Source organism: Clostridium sp. CMCC3677, assembly GCF_023845585.1.
Lineage (GTDB): Bacteria > Bacillota > Clostridia > Clostridiales > Clostridiaceae > Clostridium > Clostridium aquiflavi.
Genome location: NZ_JAMQHS010000009.1, coordinates 64,308 through 83,274, shown reverse-complemented (window position 1 = coordinate 83,274; position 18,967 = coordinate 64,308). Strand labels below are relative to the sequence as shown.

Here is an 18,967-nt window from a genome sequence, read left to right as displayed (position 1 = left end):
GGTCATTATTTTTAGATTTACTTTTATCTATAACTTAAATAATATTTCTAAAACTCATAATAACATTTTATTCAAATGTACCTCTTACTATGCATTCTCCATCTTGAACCATCTTTATTCCGTTGCATAAAACTATATCTATATCTAAAGAGTTTTCATCAACTATTACTAAATCAGCATCTTTTCCCTTTTCTATTCTTCCTTTATTATATAATTTTAATATATCTGCTACATTAGAAGTTATAACTTTTATAGCTGTTTCAATAGGAATCCCATATTTCTTTATGCCTTCTTTAACTTGCAAGTACAATGACTCAACAGAACAAATTCCAAGCCCTACTATCTTTTTATTTTCGTCGAATTTAGGCATACTTCCATTACCATCAGAAGAAAATGTTATATTCTCTATTGGTAATCCTTCTTCAATGTATTTGTTTAATCCTTCTGAAGCTGTAAGTTCACCTTCTTCTAAAAAGTTAACATCACTGCTGGTAGTTAAATCTATAAGACCGCCTTCTTTTACATATTTTAAGCCTTCCATAAATAAATTAATATTTCTATTAATATGAGTAGGTAATAATTGAGATGATGGTATATCTGACTCTTTAATTAATTTAAATAAATAATCAAGTCTTCTTCTTCCTTCGCCTATATGTACATTTACTACTCCAGCTTTACTAGATAATATTCCTCCAACTCTTGATTGAGCTACTAATCTTGCAAATTCTTCATAAGTAGGCTCTGAGCTTCGATTATCTGATAATGCTATTTCTCCAACACCTATTATTTCTTGTATTAGCATTATATCTCTTTCAACGACACCAGTTAATGTTCTTACTGGTATAGCATAAGATCCTGTATAACAATATGATGAAAGCCCCTCTTCTTTTAAAGATTTAACTTTAGCTATTAAAGATTTTATATTCCTACATTCACTATCAGTACCTATACATCCAACTACTGTTGTTATTCCACTTGATGTTAAATTAGATAATTGTAGTTCTGGTGTACGCGTTTTATATCCACCTTCACCACCACCACCAATAAGATGTACATGACTATCTATAAAGCCTGGAAAAATAATTTTATTTTTACCATCTATCACATTAACATTAATAAAAGTATTTGATATATCTAAGCTTTCATAGATCCCTTCTATCTTACCTCCTGCTATTACAATATCTTTTATACCTATGTATTTGGGAGCATATACCTTAATATCTTTAATTACTGATATCATTGTTATCACATCCTATTATTGAATTTATTTTTTCTTATAATCTAAATTAACTATTTAATATTTGGTTAATGGTTTCATTAAAATAAATAGATCCAGAGAAGTTTTCTCTTAATTTATTGGCATAATAAATACTTTTCTCTTTATTCGTATTGTTGAGTATTAATGAAAGATTGTATAATGCATTATCAGCGTATGAACCAGTAGGATACTCTTCATAATATAATTCATATAATTTTATTGCTTCATCAGAATTATTTAGTTGCTCTAATGTTACAGCTTTATAAAATATAATATGTTCTTTTAGATAATTGCCATCACAGTAATCATATGCTTTACTAAATTCTACGTTAGCCTTTTCATAATTTTGTGTATTAAACTCTTCCATACCTTTTCCATAGAATACTTCTATTCCTGAAGTCTTTATTAAATTTATACATCGTCTATATAAACCTTTGTAATCATCTGGAACATCTTGTTCATTTACATTTTCTAAATCATAATAAATACTATCGACTTCACCATTTTCAAAATGCTCATTTAGTTTATTTATGTCTAATTCTACCTTTTTATTTTCTTCATTAATAGCTGTTTCTGCTGATTTCGGTTGGATTTCTTCTACTTGTTCAGTAACTGCATCTTCTGAAGCACTAGCATTATCTTCTGTTTTATTTAGTGATTCTAATGATTCATTACTATTTTTTTTATGAAAACCTTGAAAGGTATTTTTAAAGATATAGATAGCTCCACATATAGATACTATTATAACTAAAACCACAATTAACTTAATAATAAGATTGTTAGATTCCTTTTTATACGCCTTTAATTCTATTAATTGCTTTTTTATTTCATTAGCTATCTTATAGTTTTTATCTATAACCAAAACTTTATTCATGTAATCTATACACTTATTTATTTCACCTTTTTTTTGATAACATAATGCTAAAGCAGTATTTACCTTTATGCAGTTAAAATCACTTTCTTTACACTTTTTAAATATTGTTATTGCTTCTTCTATCTTTAATTCTTTTAATTTCTTTTCTCCAAGCTCATATAAATCAACCCTAAATCTATCTTCATTAGCACTTTTTATATAATTCTGAGCTATAGTATTATTGTTAAAATCTTTATTGATTTTCCATACTGTTATAGCTTCATCTAATTTACCTTGTTGATATAATATAAGTCCCTTTAAATTTAATATAGAAGGATTTTTCAAACTATAAGATAATGATTCCTCACATATTCTTAACGATTTGCCTATTTCTCCATTTTGATAATACACCATGGCTTTATCATAAAATTTTTTCTTTTTCTTTTTCATATTATTCCCCTTTATTGTATGCACTTAGAATTTTATGAATTTTTTTCAATTAACTTAAGTATAACATAAGAATAATATAGTATTCATTAATAAAAAATCGTCAACTTAAATATATAATATTAATTTAAGTTGTTTACAAATTCGACTTTATATAATTTTCTAAAAAATTAAAAACTCCAAAATACAATTCCTAATAGTGCTGATATAAGCACGCATATTATTGGATGTACCTTATGAGATAACAATAATCCACCAATTATTAACGTAACAATTATTGATTTTATATCTATATAAGATTCTTTAGCTAAATCAAAAAATGCTTGAAGTATAAGTGCTATTAATATTGGCCTCATTCCAAGTAATGCACTTTTTACTAAATTAGAGTCTTTAAACTTTTCTAATGTTTTTGAACATATAGTGACTAATATAAATGATGTTGCTATTATTCCTATAGTTGCTGCTAGACTTCCCCAAATCCCAGATACTTTAAATCCAACAAAGGTTGCTGAGTTAATAGAAACTGGTCCTGGTGTCATTTGAGATATACCTATAATATCCATAAAATCACTTACTGTAAGCCATGAATTATTAGTTATTATCTCCTTTTGGATAAAAGGAATCATTGCATATCCTCCACCAAAACTGAATGCTCCAATCTTAAAAAATGCTGTAAATAATTTTAATAATATCATTCTCTATACCTGCTCTCTTAAAAATATCATTCCATATATTGCTGATACTAAAATAACAATTACAGGATGAATATTAAATGCCATTAATGCTATAAGTGCAACTATTATCATAATTAACGTTCTTACATTTTTTTGTACACCCTTTGATAAACTTATTACACCAAATAAAACTAGCATAGGAACAGCTGCATTTATTCCCTTAAAAGCTAAATTTACAAAATAATTATCTCTAAACTGCATAAAAAAGGTAGCAATTAAAATTATTATAAAAAATGATGGTAATGTTACTGCTAGGATAGCTACTAACTCTCCAAGTATTCCCCCTATTTTCTGTCCAATAAATGCAGAACAGTTAATAGCTAAAGCTCCTGGTAGACTTTGAGATACAATCAAGAAATCCATAAATTCTTCTTTAGTAAGCCAGTTCTTTTTATTAACAACTTCTTCTTCAATTAATGGAATCATTGCATATCCTCCACCAAATGTAAAAGCTCCAATTTTAAAAAATGATATAAACATTTCCAAAATTTTATTCATATATAAACCTCCATCCATTATAAATTTCAATACTAATTATTTTATCACTAAATAAACTATATTATTAGTTTAAAAATTCCTATAATTTTCTATATAACAAAAAAGATGGAGTAAAACTCCATCTCTTTCATATATTAAAATATTATTCTTGTTCTAACATTATTTTCTTAGCATTTAAGATTGATGTAGCACTCATTGAGAACTCATCTAATCCATATTCAACTAATGTTGGGATAGCTGCTTCATCTCCAGCCATTTCTCCACACATTCCAACCCATTTTCCGTGTTTATGTGCACCATCTATAGTCATTTTTATTAATCTAAGTACTGCTGGATGCATTGGATTATAAAGATATGAAACTTTTTCGCTCATTCTATCAGCTGCTAATGTATATTGAATTAAATCATTTGTTCCTATTGAGAAGAAATCAACATGTTTAGCTAATTCATCAGCATAAACTGCTGCTGCAGGGATTTCAACCATTATACCCCATTGAATTACTTCTGAATATTCTTTTCCTTCTGCTTTTAATTCAGCTTTACATTCTTCAACTACTTCTTTAGCTTGTAAGAATTCTTCTAAACCTGAAATCATAGGGAACATAACACAAAGATTACCATATATAGAAGCTCTTAATAATGCTCTTAATTGAACCTTAAAGATTTCTTTTCTATCTAAACAAAGTCTTATTGCTCTATATCCTAAGAATGGATTCATTTCTTCTGGTAATGGTAAATATGGAAGAGTCTTATCTCCACCAATGTCAAGAGTTCTTATAACAACTTGCTTACCTTCCATCTTTTCAAGAACAAATTTATAACTTTCAAATTGTTCATCTTCTGTTGGAGCACTATCTCTGTCCATGTATAAGAATTCAGTTCTGAATAATCCTACACCATCTCCACCATTTGATACAACACTAAGTACATCTTCTGGCTTACCTATATTTCCACAAACTTCTATTCTTCTACCAGATTTAGTTGTTGTCTTTACATCTATTAATTTCTTTAATTCTTCTTGTTCTGCTTTGAACTTTTCTTGTTTAGCTCTATATTCTACTAAAACGTCTTCTGAAGGGTTTAGAATTACATCTCCAGTTAATCCGTCAACTATAATCATATCTCCAGTTTTAACACTACTTGTAATATCACCTAAGCCAAGTACAGCTGGTATCTCTAATGTTCTAGCCATAATAGCTGCATGTGAAGTTCTTCCACCTATATTAGTAATAAATCCTACTACTTTACTTCTATCTAATTGAGCAGTATCAGATGGAGTTAAATCATGAGCAACGATTACAGTGTTGTTTTCATTAATTGCAAAAGCATCTCCGCCTTTACCTGCAAAATTAGATATTATTCTCTTAGATACATCTTTTATATCTGCAGCTCTTTCTCTCATGTAATCATTATCCATAGATTCAAATATAGTTACAAAACTATTTGTAACATTTTCTATAGCTTTTAACCCATTAGTACTATTCATTTCTATTTCACTCATCATTGCTCCAGTAAATTCTGGATCATCTAACAATGTAATATGAGCTTCAAAAACAGCAGCCTTTTCTGCTCCCATTTCTTTTTCAGCTTTATCTTTAATAGCTTCTAATTGTGATTTAGAATTATCTAATGCTTTTTGTAATTTTTCTTTTTCACTCACTATATCACTAACTGACGCGTCAGTTATAACTATTTCTTCATTTTCAGTTAAAAACACTTTTCCTATTGCATATCCCTTAGATGCAGCAATACCTCTTTTCATCTCTAAAACTCCTCCTCGATATTTAAAATTGTTGTTTTATAACTTAATCTATTATTGTTAATCTATTATGTTATTTTAGGATAACTTCTAGATTTAAAATTCTAACTTTAGTTATTATAACATAAGTTTTAAAATATTTAATAGCATATTGCTAACTTTCTAAAAAAATATTTCAAAAATTCACAAAATTTCTTATAAATCATCAATTAAAGTGGAAACTTTTGCGTAAGCTGTCGATTTAGCTTCGAAAAAATCAGTTTTTACAGAATTAGAATTGGCCACAATATCAACCCATGTAGCTGGATTGCTTTCATAGCCTTGAAATAGCACGTCTAAGCCTATTTCTTTTAGTCTCTTATTTCCTAAATATTTTATATAATCTTCAATTAATTTTTTATTTATTCCTTGAATTTTATCTCCTATTACGTAATGCCCCCATAGTATTTCATTCTCAACACCTATACGCATCATTTCTCTAAGTTCATTTTTTAAATCATCTGTAAAACTTTCTGAATTTTCACTTTGTAATTCTTTTATTATATTTCTAAATAACCATAAATGAGTATTTTCATCTCTATTTATGTATCTAATTTCTTGAGCTGAACCGGGCATCTTTCCATTTCTCTCTAAATTATAAAAGAACATAAATCCTGAATAAAAGTAAATACCCTCCAATATATAATTAGCCATTAACGTTTTTATTAAGTTATATTCACTAGGATTATTTATAAACTCATTATATAAATCGCCTATAAACTTGTTTCTCTTTAGTAAAATTTCATCATCTTTCCATTGATACAGTATTTCATTTCTCTCTTCTGGTGAGCATATGCTGTCAAGCATATAGCTGTAACTCTGAGAATGAACAGCTTCTTGGAAGCTTTGAATAGTTAAACATAAATTTATTTCACTTGCAGTAATATAACTATTTATATTACTTAAATTAGCTGTTTGTATAGAATCTAAAAATATTAAAAATGACAATATCTTATCATAAGCTGTTCTTTCCTCTGGTAAAAGTTTTTTATAATCTTTTAAATCTTGTGCTAAATTTATTTCCTCTGGTATCCAAAAATTATTCATTCCTTGTCTATACCAGTCAGATGCCCAAGTGTATTTCATATTATTAAAATCATTTAAATTAGTTGTGTTTCCATTTATCACTCTCTTTAATCTAGGATCTCTATCTCCAAATTCATTAAAAAGTGGTTTTTTCTTTACTTCCATATTCTTTTCTCCCATTTCATTAAATATAAGGCAAATTAAAATTTCTATACGTTCCTATACATTAAGAAAATTATTACGCTGAACAACTTTCACATTCTGTTACTTCTAGTGATTTTGATCTTACGTAATATATAGATTTAACTCCACATTTGCATGCTTTTATATATAAATTCATAATTTGTCTCATTGTATACTGAGTTGTTATATATAAGTTAAATGATTGACCTTGATCAATATGTCTTTGTCTAACACCATTCATTTCTACGCACCAACCTTGTTCTAAATTATAGGCTGTATTATAATACCAGTAATTGTCTTCAGATAGGTTTGGTGCAGTCTTAGGAATTATACTTCCTTTCTTTTCTTCTAAATAAAATCTAGCCATTATAGGATCAATTCCTTCAGAAGTTCCTGCAATTGTAGCTGTTGAGCCATTTGGAGCTACTGCAATTAAGTACCCATTTCTCATACCAAACTCTTTAACCTCTTGCTTTAAATCAATCCATTTTTCATCATTATAATCTCTTAATTCAAAGTAATTTCCATTGTCCCAATCTGATCCTTCAAAGAGCTCGTATTTTCCTTTTTCTTTAGATAAATTCATACTAGCCTTTATTGAATAATAATTTATTTTTTCATACACTTTATCAACAAATGTTCTATGCTTTTCTTCTGTCCAATGTATTTTATTGTTAGCTAGCATATGATGATATCCGCTAGTTCCAAGTCCAATTCCTCTATATCTTTTATTAGTTATTTCAGCAAATGGAACTGAATAATAATTTAAATCAATTACATTATCCATAGCTCTTATTTGTGTTTCCACAACACATTCTAATTCCTCATCATTAAGAACATCTATATTTCCAAGTACTAGAGATGAAAGGTTACATACAACAAAATCTCCAGCTTCTATATTTTGTACTACATTGTATTTATCATTTTCCTTAATAATAGTATCTCCATTAACTTTCATAGCACTCATGTTTTGCATAATTTCTGTACATAAATTTGAAGAATATATAATTCCCTTATGCTTATTAGGATTCATCTTATTTGCATTATCTCTAAAGAATGCAAAAGGTGCTCCTGTTTCTGCTGCACTTTTAATTATTAATCTTACTAAATCCTTAATTTTAATGATTCTTTTTTCTATTTTCTCATCTTTAACACATTCAAAATATTTTTCTTCCCATTCTTCACCATAGAAGTCTTCAAGAGAATATCCTTTTGCGTTTTTTATCTCATGTGGACACATCATATACCAATCATTATCTACATCTTCTTCAGCAAGTTTCCAAAATAAATCTGGATAACAAACTCCTGGAAATACATCATGTGCTTTTTTTCTATCATCACCATTATTAGTTCTAATTTGTAAAAATTCAGGTATATCTTTATGCCAAGCATCAAGCCAAATTGCAACTGATCCATTTCTAACACCTAATTGATCTACTGCAATTGCTGTATCATTAAATAATTTTACCCACGGAATTACGCCCCCTGATGCTCCTTTAAAGCCTCTAATAGGTGAACCTAACGATCTTATTTTGCCTATATATATTCCCATTCCACCGCCAAATTTTGATACCTTAGCAAAATTATCTAATGACTTATATATTCCCTCTAAACTATCATCAACAGTATCAACAAAACAAGAACTTAATTGATAAAAAGGCTTTCTTGCATTTGACATAGTAGGAGTTGCCATTGTTGCTTTAAGCTCGCTTAAAACATTGTAAAATCTTTTTGCCCAATATACTCTTTTTTCTTTAACTTCTGGAATAGCAAGATGCATAGCAATTCCCATAAACATTTGTTGTGGAAGTTCTATAACTTTTCTATTAAAATCTTGAACTAAATATCTTTTAGCCACAAGATCTATTCCACTATAGTTAAAAATAAAATCTCTTTCTGGTTTAATTTCTTTTTCTAATTCTAAGATATCTTCCTTAGAATAATTTTCTAGAATATACTCCCCATAAAGATTTCTCTCTGTTAATTCTGTAATAAATTCATAGTAATTATCATATAAATTTTTACTTGCATATAAATTTCTATTTTTTCTTACTTTATCGTAAAGCTCGTGTATATATATTGTTGATGCTGCATACTGCCAATTAGGTTCCATATCACTTGTTAAGTCTAAAGAAACCTGAATTAAAGATTTTCTAATATCATTAACATCCATACCATCTCTTATTATATGTTCTAACGCCTTCAATAGTTTTTCTTTTGTATACGTACCATCATTATCTTTAATTCCCTCTATTGCTAAATCACAAAGTTTCTTTAACATCAATATTTCCGCTCCTCTACTATATATAGTGTACATCTATTTATTAATCAAATTTAATATACAACATATCGTTTTTCAATGTTTATAGTATAATTCCAAATATGATAATTGTAAAACGCCAAAAATCATATTTATTTATAAAAAAAGTGGTTAATCTCTAATTTACTATGAATTAACCACTTAATCAATAAATTTTATTTATTAACAACTTTTATTATTTAAAGGTAATATTATATATATTTTAAACATATCACCTTCTCTTTCTATTTTAGTTTTACCACCATGTAGTTCAACTATACTTTTTGTTATTGCAAGACCTAATCCTGAACCTTCAACACTTGAATTTCTAGATTTATCTGCTCTTGCGAATCTTTCAAATATCTCTTCTTCATCAAAGTCCATTTCATAATTTGCTATATTCTTAACTATAATTTCGACACGCTCATCATACTTTTCAATTTCTATATAAACTCTAGTATTGTCTAATGAATATTTTAAAGCATTAATTATTATATTTTCTAATGCTCTAGAAATTAGTTTTCCGTCCAACTCCATAAATATATCTTCTTCATTACTAATAACCTTAAAGTTTATATTCTTATATTCATAAAGAAAACTATATTCGCCTATGCCTTGATGTATCAGTGAAAGTATATCTAATTTATCTTTATTTAATGTTATTTTTCCACTATTTATTTTTGACATTTCAAACAAATCATCAATTAATGATTTTAATTTTAAAGATTTTGAATCAAGTATAGCTAAATAATCTTTTCTTTCATTCTCTGTTATATCTTTATTTTTTAATATATTTACATAATTTATTATTGAAGTTAATGGAGTTTTTAGATCATGTGATACGTTTGATATTAATTCTGTTTTTAGCTTTTCATCCTTAACTCTTTCATACAAAGAATTTTTATATCCTTCTTTTATTAAATTAATATTATTAATTAATTCTTTAATAGTTATTGAACCAAAAACAGGTATATCTTCATCTAAATTTCCTTCATTTAGCTTCTTAAGACCATCATTTATTATTGCAATATCTAATGTCTTTTTGACAGAAAATATCACCATTAATATAAGTCCTGTTATTATTAAAATAGTTCCTTTAAAAGGATATGTTTGAAAGAATCGTACAAACATATTATTTTCATATCCACCAGTAGCTAAGAAATAAAGATACGTAATTAATATTATTATTATTATTCCTAGAGATAATAACAATGTCTTACTTGTTTCTTTATATTTAAATCCATTTCTAATAACAAAAACTACGCTGTTTAATATATTTGATTTTATTTTCTCTTCCTTATTTCCTCTTCTTGCTATTATTAATACTGTTTTTATAATTAAAAATACATAAACTAATAATAAAAGAGACAGACTAATTATTTCTTTTCTTATATTCATTAATTCTTGTTTATAGGTATCTGTAGATGTGTAGTAAACTTCTTCAAAATTTTTGATTGTATCATCTAAATAGTTTACTAATCCCTTACTTACCAAGTAATTATACTCTTTTTCATTATCAAATTTGATGCTTACTACACCTTGCTTCTTAAATCTATTGTTTAATAAATCATCTATTTGATTTTCCTTTATGTATTTAATAGATGAATCTAAGAAAGGATCATTTGTATATAATTCTTTAGTATGCTTATTTCTAATTATAAAATAAACATTATCTTTTAATTTAAAATGACTAGTATATTCCTCTACATCATTATTAAAATATTTCATTAACTGTCCTATTTTTTCTTTTATTTCATTACTTCCAGTTAATAAATCATACAATCCATCTGTAGTTTCATATATTATTTGAGAAAATCCTTTACTATCTTCATAAAGCTTTTTTGTTTCATATTCTTTCTCATTAAATATAGATTTAATTAAGCTTAAATTATTGTTTTGCTTCATAAAATCTTTATATTCTAAAACTGATGAAAACAACATTCCTGTTATTAATATCATTAATAGTATATCTATTAAATATATTCCCTTTAAATAGCTTTTTAAGTGAATTTTAAATTTCTTTTTCAATCTTATATCCAATGCCCCACACCACCTTAATATATTCAGGCTCTTTTGTGTTTATTTCTATTTTCTCTCTTATCCTTCTTATATGAACAGTAACTGTATTTTCACTCTTATAAAATGGTTCATCCCATACTTTTTCATATATTTCTTTTATAGAAAACACTTTGCCTAAATTTGAAGCTAATAAGTGCAATATTTTGTATTCTGTAGCTGTCACTTTAATTTCTTCACCTCGTACAGTAATACTCTTAGATACAGTATCTATAACTAAATCTTTCACCGTTAATACTTGTTCTTCATCTTCTATGTTTAATGGTTTATCATATCTCCTTAATTGAGACTTTACTCTAGCAACTAATTCTAGGTGATTAAATGGTTTTATTATATAATCATCAGCTCCAACATTTAAACCAAGAATTTTATCCGAATCTTCACCTTTTGCTGATAACATAATTATAGGTAAATTTTCTGTTTCCCTAATTTTTAAACATGTTCTTATTCCATCAAGTTTAGGCATCATCACATCTAATACAATGACATGTATTTTTTCATTATTAAGAATTTCTAATGCCTCTAATCCATCTGCTGCTTTAAAAACTTTTAAATTTTCTCCTCTTAAATATATTTCAATGGCATCTCTTATTTCCTTTTCATCATCTACAACCAATACGTTATACATAATTTATCAACTCCCAATATTAATATTATTTACACATAAGACTAAAAACTCTGCTCATATAGAACAAACTGAGTTTACTAATTATTAATTAAGTCTTGAAATTCTTTAGATTCTCTTACTGGATTAAAATCTGCTTCATCCTGTGCTTCTTTTTTTACAACTTCATCTATTTCTATTGCTTTACTTAAATATTTTATAGTATTTGGGGCATCTCCTCTTCTTCCATATATAGATGCTATCCCATAATAAGTCCATATGTAATTTTCTATCTCTAAATTTTTATTATACCACAATAATGCTTCATCTAGATTTCCATATAGTTCATAAGTTAAGGCCTTATTAAAAACTGCATACCCATATTGCGGTTCAAATTCCAAAGCTTTATCTATATCTTTCATACCAGATTCAAAACTTTCATTATAAGATTTAGCTATTCCTCTTATATTGTATCCTTTTGCACTGCTTGGAAATTCGCTTATTATTTCATTTGATTTTTCAATAGATTTATTGTATTCACCTGAAAAAAACAAATTATATGCTTCATTATATAATTCTCGTTCTCTTTCATTCTCAACCTTACTTTTTCCCTCTTCCTTACTATCTTCATATTCTTTATCTAAATTCACATTATTTTCATCTAAAATCTCTGCATTTTCTATACTTTCTTTGTTAATAACATCACCTTTCTTGTTGTTATTAATGCCTTCAAATACTAATATTAATAATGTTATTGCTAACAATATTATTAATGTTGTTAATTTAAGCTTTTTACTTCCTGGTAATTTCATTCCTATCATCTTTTTTCTCCTAGCTTTATATTTATAAGTGTATATTTTAAATAAATATTAATCTTTTAGTATAATAGTAAGATTACACTATATTAAAATGTTAATATTATTTTAAAACAAATTAATTTATAAAAACATTATCTATTATAATATATATGTTTTCAATTATTACTAAACATTATTGTAAAAAATATGTTATCTTATATAAATAACTTGATTTTTATTATAATAAAGTGTATTAATATTTATTGGACTTAATTATATATTTAAAGGAGTAATTTTGATGAGCAAAATTAGTAAATATAAGAACCTAATCATGGATACCTTAATTATTTTTTTAGGATGTTTTATAGCCTCTTTAGGCGTAAATTTATTCCTATCTCATGCTAAGCTATTAAGTGGAGGGGCTACAGGACTTGCTCTTATACTAGAATATACAATGGGATTACCATCAGGTATTGTTGTCTTTGTTATAAACATTCCACTTTTATTACTAAGTTATAAAAAATTAGATAGAAATTTCACTATATACACAACAATAGGAATGATTTCTCTATCATTGTCATTAATGTTAACAAGACCATTTACAAATATTATTTATGTAAATGATATTCTTCTTTATTGTATCTATGGTGGTGTTTTATGTGGAATAGGATATGGATTAGTCTTTCTAAGACATGGTTCTACTGGTGGAACAGATGTAATAACTATGCTTATAAGAAAAAAATACTCGAATTTTAATATTGGTAGCTTAGGTTTTGCATTAAACTGTATTATCATTATAATTGGAGCAATCATATTTGGATTACCTCAAGCACTTTATACACTTATATCATTATTTACTCAAAGTATTGTGTTAGATAAAATGTTAAAAGGATTTAGCAGTAAAAAATTACTTCTTATTTTAACTGAGAAAGAGCAAGAAGTCATAAACTATGTTATAACTGATTTGCATAGGGGGATAACATCTTTATTTGCTGAAGGAGAATATACTCATAATAAAAAGAAAATGCTTTACTGTATAGTTACAACTCGACAAATGCTTGATTTAAAAACATCTATTCATTACATAGATCCAGCTGCTTTTATTACTATAGTAGATATATCTGAAGTTAAAGGTAGAGGCTTTATAAATTTATAATATTAAATAGACAGGTTAAGTAAATTTGTTAATCCTGTCTATTATTTTTTATCTTAATATGTTTATAGTTGACTAAGTAATTAAACTTAGTAATACTAAAAATGCTTATAAAAACATTGTCTTAAAACAAATCCTTATTTCAAAGTACCTAAATAATCTTTTTGACCAACTTCGTAAAGATTATTTCCTTCAGAATCAATAATCACAACTAAAGGCATATCTTTAACTTCCATTTTCCTTATTGCTTCAGCCCCTAAATCTTCATACGCAATTATTTCTGACTTAACTATACTTTTAGCTATTAATGCAGCAGCTCCTCCAATGGCACCAAAGTATATAGCGTCATTTTTTTTAATAGATTCTATAACTTCTTCATTTCTTGCGCCTTTACCTATCATACCTTTTAATCCTAATTCTAACAGCCTTGGTGCATATGAATCCATCCTATAACTAGTTGTAGGTCCTGCTGATCCTATAACGCTTCCTGGTTTCGCTGGAGATGGTCCAACATAATATATTATTTCATTATCTATATTTAAAGGTAATTTCTCATCTTTATCTAATAATTCAATTAATCTTTTATGAGCAGCATCTCTAGCTGAATAAATTATTCCACTTAGCAAAACAGTATCACCTGCTTTTAATTTCAAAGTTTTTTCTGATGTAAGAGGTGTATGTAGTTTGATTTCCATATTTTTTCTTCCCCCATTATATAATATCTATATTATTATTTCTTTATGTCTTGTTGCATGACAATTTATATTTACTGCAACTGGAAGTCCTGCAATATGAGTTGGATATATTTCTATATTTAATCCCAATGCTGTAGTTCTTCCTCCAAACCCTTGAGGTCCTATTCCCAATTTATTTACTTTTTCTAATAATTCTATCTCTAATTCTTTATAATACTCATCATTATTTCTTACATTTATAGGTCTTAATAATGCTTTTTTAGCTAAATAAGCTGCTTTATCAAAAGTTCCACCTATTCCAACACCAATTACCATTGGAGGACATGGATTCGGTCCTGCCTGTTTAATAACTTCTAAAATAAATTTTTTAACACCATCTACTCCATCTGATGGTTTTAGCATAGCTATTTTACTCATATTTTCAGATCCAAAACCTTTTGGTGCAACAGTTATCTTTATTTTATTTCCGGGCACTATATCATAATAAATTACAGCTGGAGTATTATCATTTGTATTAATTCTTCTTAATGGATCATTTACTACTGATTTTCTTAAAAATCCTTCTTCATAGCCTCTTTTTACTCCTTCATTAATAGCTTCACTTAAATTACCTCCAATTAAATGAACATCTTGACCCAATTCCACAAAAACACATGCCATTCCTGTATCTTGACACATAGGCATATGTTCTTTATCTGCAATTTCTGAATTTATAATTATCTTGTCTAAAATATCTTCTGCTAGATTCCATGTCTCTTTATCTTTAGAGTCTTTCAATGCTTGTCTTATGTCTTCCCCAAGGAAATAATTTGCTTTAATACACAATTCTTTTACAGCTTCTCTAATGCAGCTTACATTAACTTCTCTCATAATCACAACTCCTATAAATCTTTTATTAATTATAAGTTTAATTTTATTTTTATTTATTTACAACAATAAAAATCTCATATTTTCAAATTTGCACTACTATAATTAAACATAATACTTTATTAAGGAGTTACAAAATGAATAATATTGATTTGAACAAAATAATCAGAAATGTTATTTATATTCTAACTATATTTTTAACTGGTCTTATTTTATACAATAGTATTTTATTGTTAAATGATATTTTTTTTCATAAAACTTCTTATAAAAATAGTCTCCGTGTTGAAAAAATAGTAACAGATGATGTTTATGATGTTTTTAACATCAATTCATCATATAAAATAAAATTTAAAGAGAATGATATAAATAAATTGCCTTCAATATCAAAATCTGAAATATTAATACTAAATTACGATCCAATAACTCATCAATCCAATTACTCTGCTATATTTTTTAATAATGACTTTATTAATGATTCATCCATGGAAATTATATCCTATGTTAATGAAAATGATTTTCCAAATATAACTTTTCTAGAATATGAAAAATTAAAGAATGAATTTAATAATAACTGCATTGATACTATATCAATAATAGATATAGACTTTAATTTTTCAAACTTCCTTTATTACAATAATGAATATCATCATTTTAATAATGGGACTCAAACTATTGATTCATCTACTAAACTTCCAATAACATATAAAAATATTGTAATAGATGCTAGTTCTCAAAAAGAAAATACTTTCTATGTATACTCTGGGGGATTATTCAAAGAATTTAAGAAAGACTCTTCTATATATTTAACAAAAGGAAAAACTTTTTGGATAACCTTAAATAACGATTCTAAAATCTCTTATAATTTTTCTGATGTAGAAAATAAACTAAAAAAAAGTCAGGATAACTAATAATATAATCACCATTTCCAAACTGTATACTTATTAAAGATTTACAAATACAATATCTCAAAATGACTATTTTATCATTTTGAGATATTCAATTTACCTACTTATTATCATTTTCAAAATAAGAATTAACTGAATCTAAAATACTCTTAGCTATTTTTTCTTGATGCTCATCACTTTTTAGATTTTGTTCCTCTTTATTGTTAGATAAAAAACCACATTCTACTAATACGCATGCTCCATCATAACCATCTCTTAAGATTCTATATTGATCTTTTGCAGCTTTAGCAACTCTTTTATTTCCGTCATCTATATTAGCTTTTAATGAATTTTGTATATTATCAGCTAAAAGTTTACTTTTTTCATTGTTTGAATACCATACTTGTGCTCCAAAACATTTAGGTTGTGGAAACATATTTTGATGAATAGATATAAATACTTCACAGTTCTTTTCTTTTTTCATTTTGCATCTTGCATTTAAATCATTTACCTTTTTCCTATCTAATTCTGAATCACTTTCCCTAGTTAAATAAACAGTATATCCTGAACTTTCTAATTGATCTTTTAGCTTTGAACTTATAGATAGATTTATATCTTTTTCAACAGTTCCATTTTTTGACTTTGCTCCACCGTCTATACCACCATGACCTGGATCTATTAAAATCACATGATTTGATTTACTACTCTCTTCTGCTAATACTCTTGTTGGCATTCCAACTATAAGAAATATTACACAAAAGATAAATAACATTCTTCTAATTTTCATAGATGATACCTCCCATTAAATAAAAACTCTTATACAGAGTATTATTTGTTACATGAATTTTATTTATTCAAATAATATAGAATAAAAAAACACACCAAATAATATTTAAAATTATTATTTGATGTGTTATAAAATTATTTATAATTTTCTATTACACTTTCAGCAATATTAGTTGAATGATCTCCTATACGCTCAAAATTATTAACTAAGTCTAAGAAAATAGCTCCTGCATAAGCATTACATTTTTCTTCATAAAGTCTCTTTATATGCTTGTCTCTATAAGTTTTTTGGTAAGTATCTATTTTTCTTTCAACTTCAATAATAGTTTTTGCTTTTTCGAAATCTCTTGTTGCATATGAATCAATTGCAATTTCTAATGCTTCAACTGTAGTATTATATATATCGTATAATTCTCCTATAGCTTCTTCACTGTACTTAAGCTTTTTATGTATTTTTTGGTTCGCTAATTCTGCAATATTTCTAGCATGATCACCTATTCTTTCAATATCTATAATTACATGGAATGTAGATGCTACTATACCTTTTTCTTTATCTGATAAATCACACTTAGAAAGTTTAACTAAATATGCAGTTATGCTTTCTTCCAAAATATTAATTATCTCTTCGTTTTCATAAACTTGTTTAACTAATGTATCATCATTATCAATAAATGATTTCATAGATAATTCTAAATTTTTTCTAGCCTTATTAGCCATTCTTATAGTTTCTTTTATAACTTGTCCTGCTGCAATAACAGGAGTTTCTAAAAGTCTATTATCTATGTATTTAGGTCCTTTTTTCTCTATTTCATCTTCACCTGGTATTATTTTATTTATAAGAATTATTATGTATTTATTAAGAGGTAATAGTATTGCTGTATTTACTAAATTAAAAACTGTATGAGCATTAGCAATTTGTCTACTTACATCAGTACTAGTTGTAGATACAAAATCTCCAAGTACTCCTAAAAACGGTAGGAATATAATTGTACCTGTAATATTAAATACCAAATGTAGCATTGCTGCTTTATGTGCTGTCTTGTTAGTTCCAACACTTGCAATCATTGCTGTTATACATGTCCCTATATTACATCCAAATATAATAGGTAAAGCTACTGTTATATCTATAGCATTTGCAGTAGCTAATGCTACTAATATTCCTGTTGTTGCTGATGAACTTTGAAGTATTGCTGTTATTGCTGTTCCCGCAATTACTCCTATAAACCAATTATCTCCAATAGATGCTATAGCATCTGAAAAGAAAGGAGTATTTGTTAATGGTTTCATAGAAGCACTCATTATACCCATTCCTGTAAATAGTATACCGAAACCTAAAACTATGTTTCCAATATCTTTTCTCTTTTTTCCTCTTGCAAACATAACCATAGCAGCTCCAATAAACACAAATATAGGTGCTATTTCATCTAATTTAAATGATACCAATTGAGCTGTTATTGTTGTTCCTATATTAGCTCCCATTATAATTCCTGCTGCTTGAGCTAAATTCATAAGTCCTGCATTAACGAATCCCACTACCATAACTGTAGTTGCACTACTACTTTGAATTACAGCTGTAACTACTGCTCCAATAAAAACAGCAGATATTGGATTACTTGTTACTTTTTCAAGAATGTTTTTAAGACCATCTCCTGCTGCATTTTCTAGCCCGTCACCCATTAATTTCATACCATAAATAAATAAGCCTAAGCCACCCATTAATTTTATTATAACCATTATTATAGATTCCAAATTATTTGTCCCCTTCACTTATTTTATTTATCAACATTTTTAGTGTACCTGATTTTTTACATTATGTTAATATTTTAGAGTGATTTTTAACCTAGTTTTAATATACAAATTGATTTTTTTATTAAATTTAGTATAAAATTTAATCTTTTTATATAATATTGAATCTTTTTGGAATTTTCAAACAAAGATATCTTATGTATATCATGATTTTTTATGACATACTTTCTTGCTATAAAATTTAATTGCAAATTTTAATTATA

General features: G+C 26.7%; 16 protein-coding genes. 2 read left to right on the top strand and 14 right to left on the bottom strand.

What is annotated here, in order from left to right:
* Positions 1–67: 67 nt before the first annotated feature.
* From iadA to NG901_RS12380, 10 genes are all read right to left on the bottom strand, one after another.
* The gene (iadA, locus tag NG901_RS12425; RefSeq protein WP_252215092.1) at positions 68–1,240 is read right to left on the bottom strand and encodes a beta-aspartyl-peptidase; all 1,173 of its coding nucleotides are present in this window, start codon (positions 1,238–1,240) and stop codon (positions 68–70) included.
* 46 nt (positions 1,241–1,286) lie between these two features.
* Positions 1,287–2,561, bottom strand: coding sequence for a tetratricopeptide repeat protein (locus tag NG901_RS12420; RefSeq protein WP_252215090.1), 1,275 nt, complete (start codon positions 2,559–2,561; stop codon positions 1,287–1,289).
* 167 nt (positions 2,562–2,728) lie between these two features.
* Positions 2,729–3,253: a chromate transporter gene (locus tag NG901_RS12415; RefSeq protein ID WP_252215087.1), complete on the bottom strand. Its 525-nt coding sequence runs from the start codon at positions 3,251–3,253 to the stop codon at positions 2,729–2,731.
* Positions 3,254–3,256: 3 nt separating this feature from the next.
* Positions 3,257–3,790 (bottom strand): chromate transporter, encoded by a 534-nt coding sequence (locus NG901_RS12410; protein WP_252215084.1) that lies wholly within the window; start codon positions 3,788–3,790, stop codon positions 3,257–3,259.
* Between the two features lie 142 nt (positions 3,791–3,932).
* The gene (ptsP, locus tag NG901_RS12405; protein WP_252215081.1) at positions 3,933–5,552 is read right to left on the bottom strand and encodes a phosphoenolpyruvate--protein phosphotransferase; all 1,620 of its coding nucleotides are present in this window, start codon (positions 5,550–5,552) and stop codon (positions 3,933–3,935) included.
* 192 nt (positions 5,553–5,744) lie between these two features.
* Complete coding sequence (locus tag NG901_RS12400) at positions 5,745–6,779, bottom strand: ribonucleotide-diphosphate reductase subunit beta (RefSeq protein WP_252215077.1); 1,035 nt, start codon at positions 6,777–6,779, stop codon at positions 5,745–5,747.
* 73 nt (positions 6,780–6,852) lie between these two features.
* Positions 6,853–9,078, bottom strand: a complete 2,226-nt coding sequence (locus tag NG901_RS12395; protein ID WP_252215074.1) for a ribonucleoside-diphosphate reductase subunit alpha — start codon at positions 9,076–9,078, stop codon at positions 6,853–6,855.
* A gap of 201 nt (positions 9,079–9,279) precedes the next feature.
* The gene (locus NG901_RS12390; protein ID WP_252215070.1) at positions 9,280–11,136 is read right to left on the bottom strand and encodes a sensor histidine kinase; all 1,857 of its coding nucleotides are present in this window, start codon (positions 11,134–11,136) and stop codon (positions 9,280–9,282) included.
* Positions 11,108–11,800, bottom strand: coding sequence for a response regulator transcription factor (locus NG901_RS12385; RefSeq protein WP_252215068.1), 693 nt, complete (start codon positions 11,798–11,800; stop codon positions 11,108–11,110). The genes NG901_RS12390 and NG901_RS12385 overlap by 29 nt, the downstream gene beginning before the upstream one ends.
* 77 nt (positions 11,801–11,877) lie before the next feature.
* Positions 11,878–12,597 carry a tetratricopeptide repeat protein gene (locus NG901_RS12380; RefSeq protein ID WP_252215066.1) on the bottom strand — a complete coding sequence of 240 codons (720 nt, stop codon included), beginning with the start codon at positions 12,595–12,597 and terminating at the stop codon, positions 11,878–11,880.
* Positions 12,598–12,871: 274 nt separating this feature from the next.
* On the opposite strand from NG901_RS12380, the gene NG901_RS12375 reads away from it, so the two are divergent.
* The gene (locus NG901_RS12375; protein WP_252215065.1) at positions 12,872–13,729 is read left to right on the top strand and encodes a YitT family protein; all 858 of its coding nucleotides are present in this window, start codon (positions 12,872–12,874) and stop codon (positions 13,727–13,729) included.
* Positions 13,730–13,863: 134 nt separating this feature from the next.
* Here the strand turns inward: NG901_RS12375 and NG901_RS12370 are convergent, their stop codons facing one another.
* Both NG901_RS12370 and NG901_RS12365 read right to left on the bottom strand, forming a co-directional pair.
* Positions 13,864–14,421 (bottom strand): Fe-S-containing hydro-lyase, encoded by a 558-nt coding sequence (locus NG901_RS12370; RefSeq protein WP_252215064.1) that lies wholly within the window; start codon positions 14,419–14,421, stop codon positions 13,864–13,866.
* A gap of 27 nt (positions 14,422–14,448) precedes the next feature.
* The gene (locus tag NG901_RS12365; protein ID WP_252215062.1) at positions 14,449–15,291 is read right to left on the bottom strand and encodes a fumarate hydratase; all 843 of its coding nucleotides are present in this window, start codon (positions 15,289–15,291) and stop codon (positions 14,449–14,451) included.
* Positions 15,292–15,425: 134 nt separating this feature from the next.
* Here NG901_RS12365 and NG901_RS12360 point away from each other — a divergent pair, with 134 nt between their 5' ends.
* Positions 15,426–16,196 carry a hypothetical protein gene (locus tag NG901_RS12360; RefSeq protein WP_252215060.1) on the top strand — a complete coding sequence of 257 codons (771 nt, stop codon included), beginning with the start codon at positions 15,426–15,428 and terminating at the stop codon, positions 16,194–16,196.
* Positions 16,197–16,293: 97 nt separating this feature from the next.
* Here NG901_RS12360 and cwlD read toward each other — a convergent pair whose 3' ends face one another.
* Complete coding sequence (gene cwlD / locus NG901_RS12355) at positions 16,294–16,959, bottom strand: N-acetylmuramoyl-L-alanine amidase CwlD (protein ID WP_252215058.1); 666 nt, start codon at positions 16,957–16,959, stop codon at positions 16,294–16,296.
* A 134-nt stretch (positions 16,960–17,093) separates the two neighbouring features.
* Complete coding sequence (locus NG901_RS12350; RefSeq protein ID WP_434062237.1) at positions 17,094–18,707, bottom strand: Na/Pi cotransporter family protein; 1,614 nt, start codon at positions 18,705–18,707, stop codon at positions 17,094–17,096.
* Between the last annotated feature and the right edge of the window lie 260 nt (positions 18,708–18,967).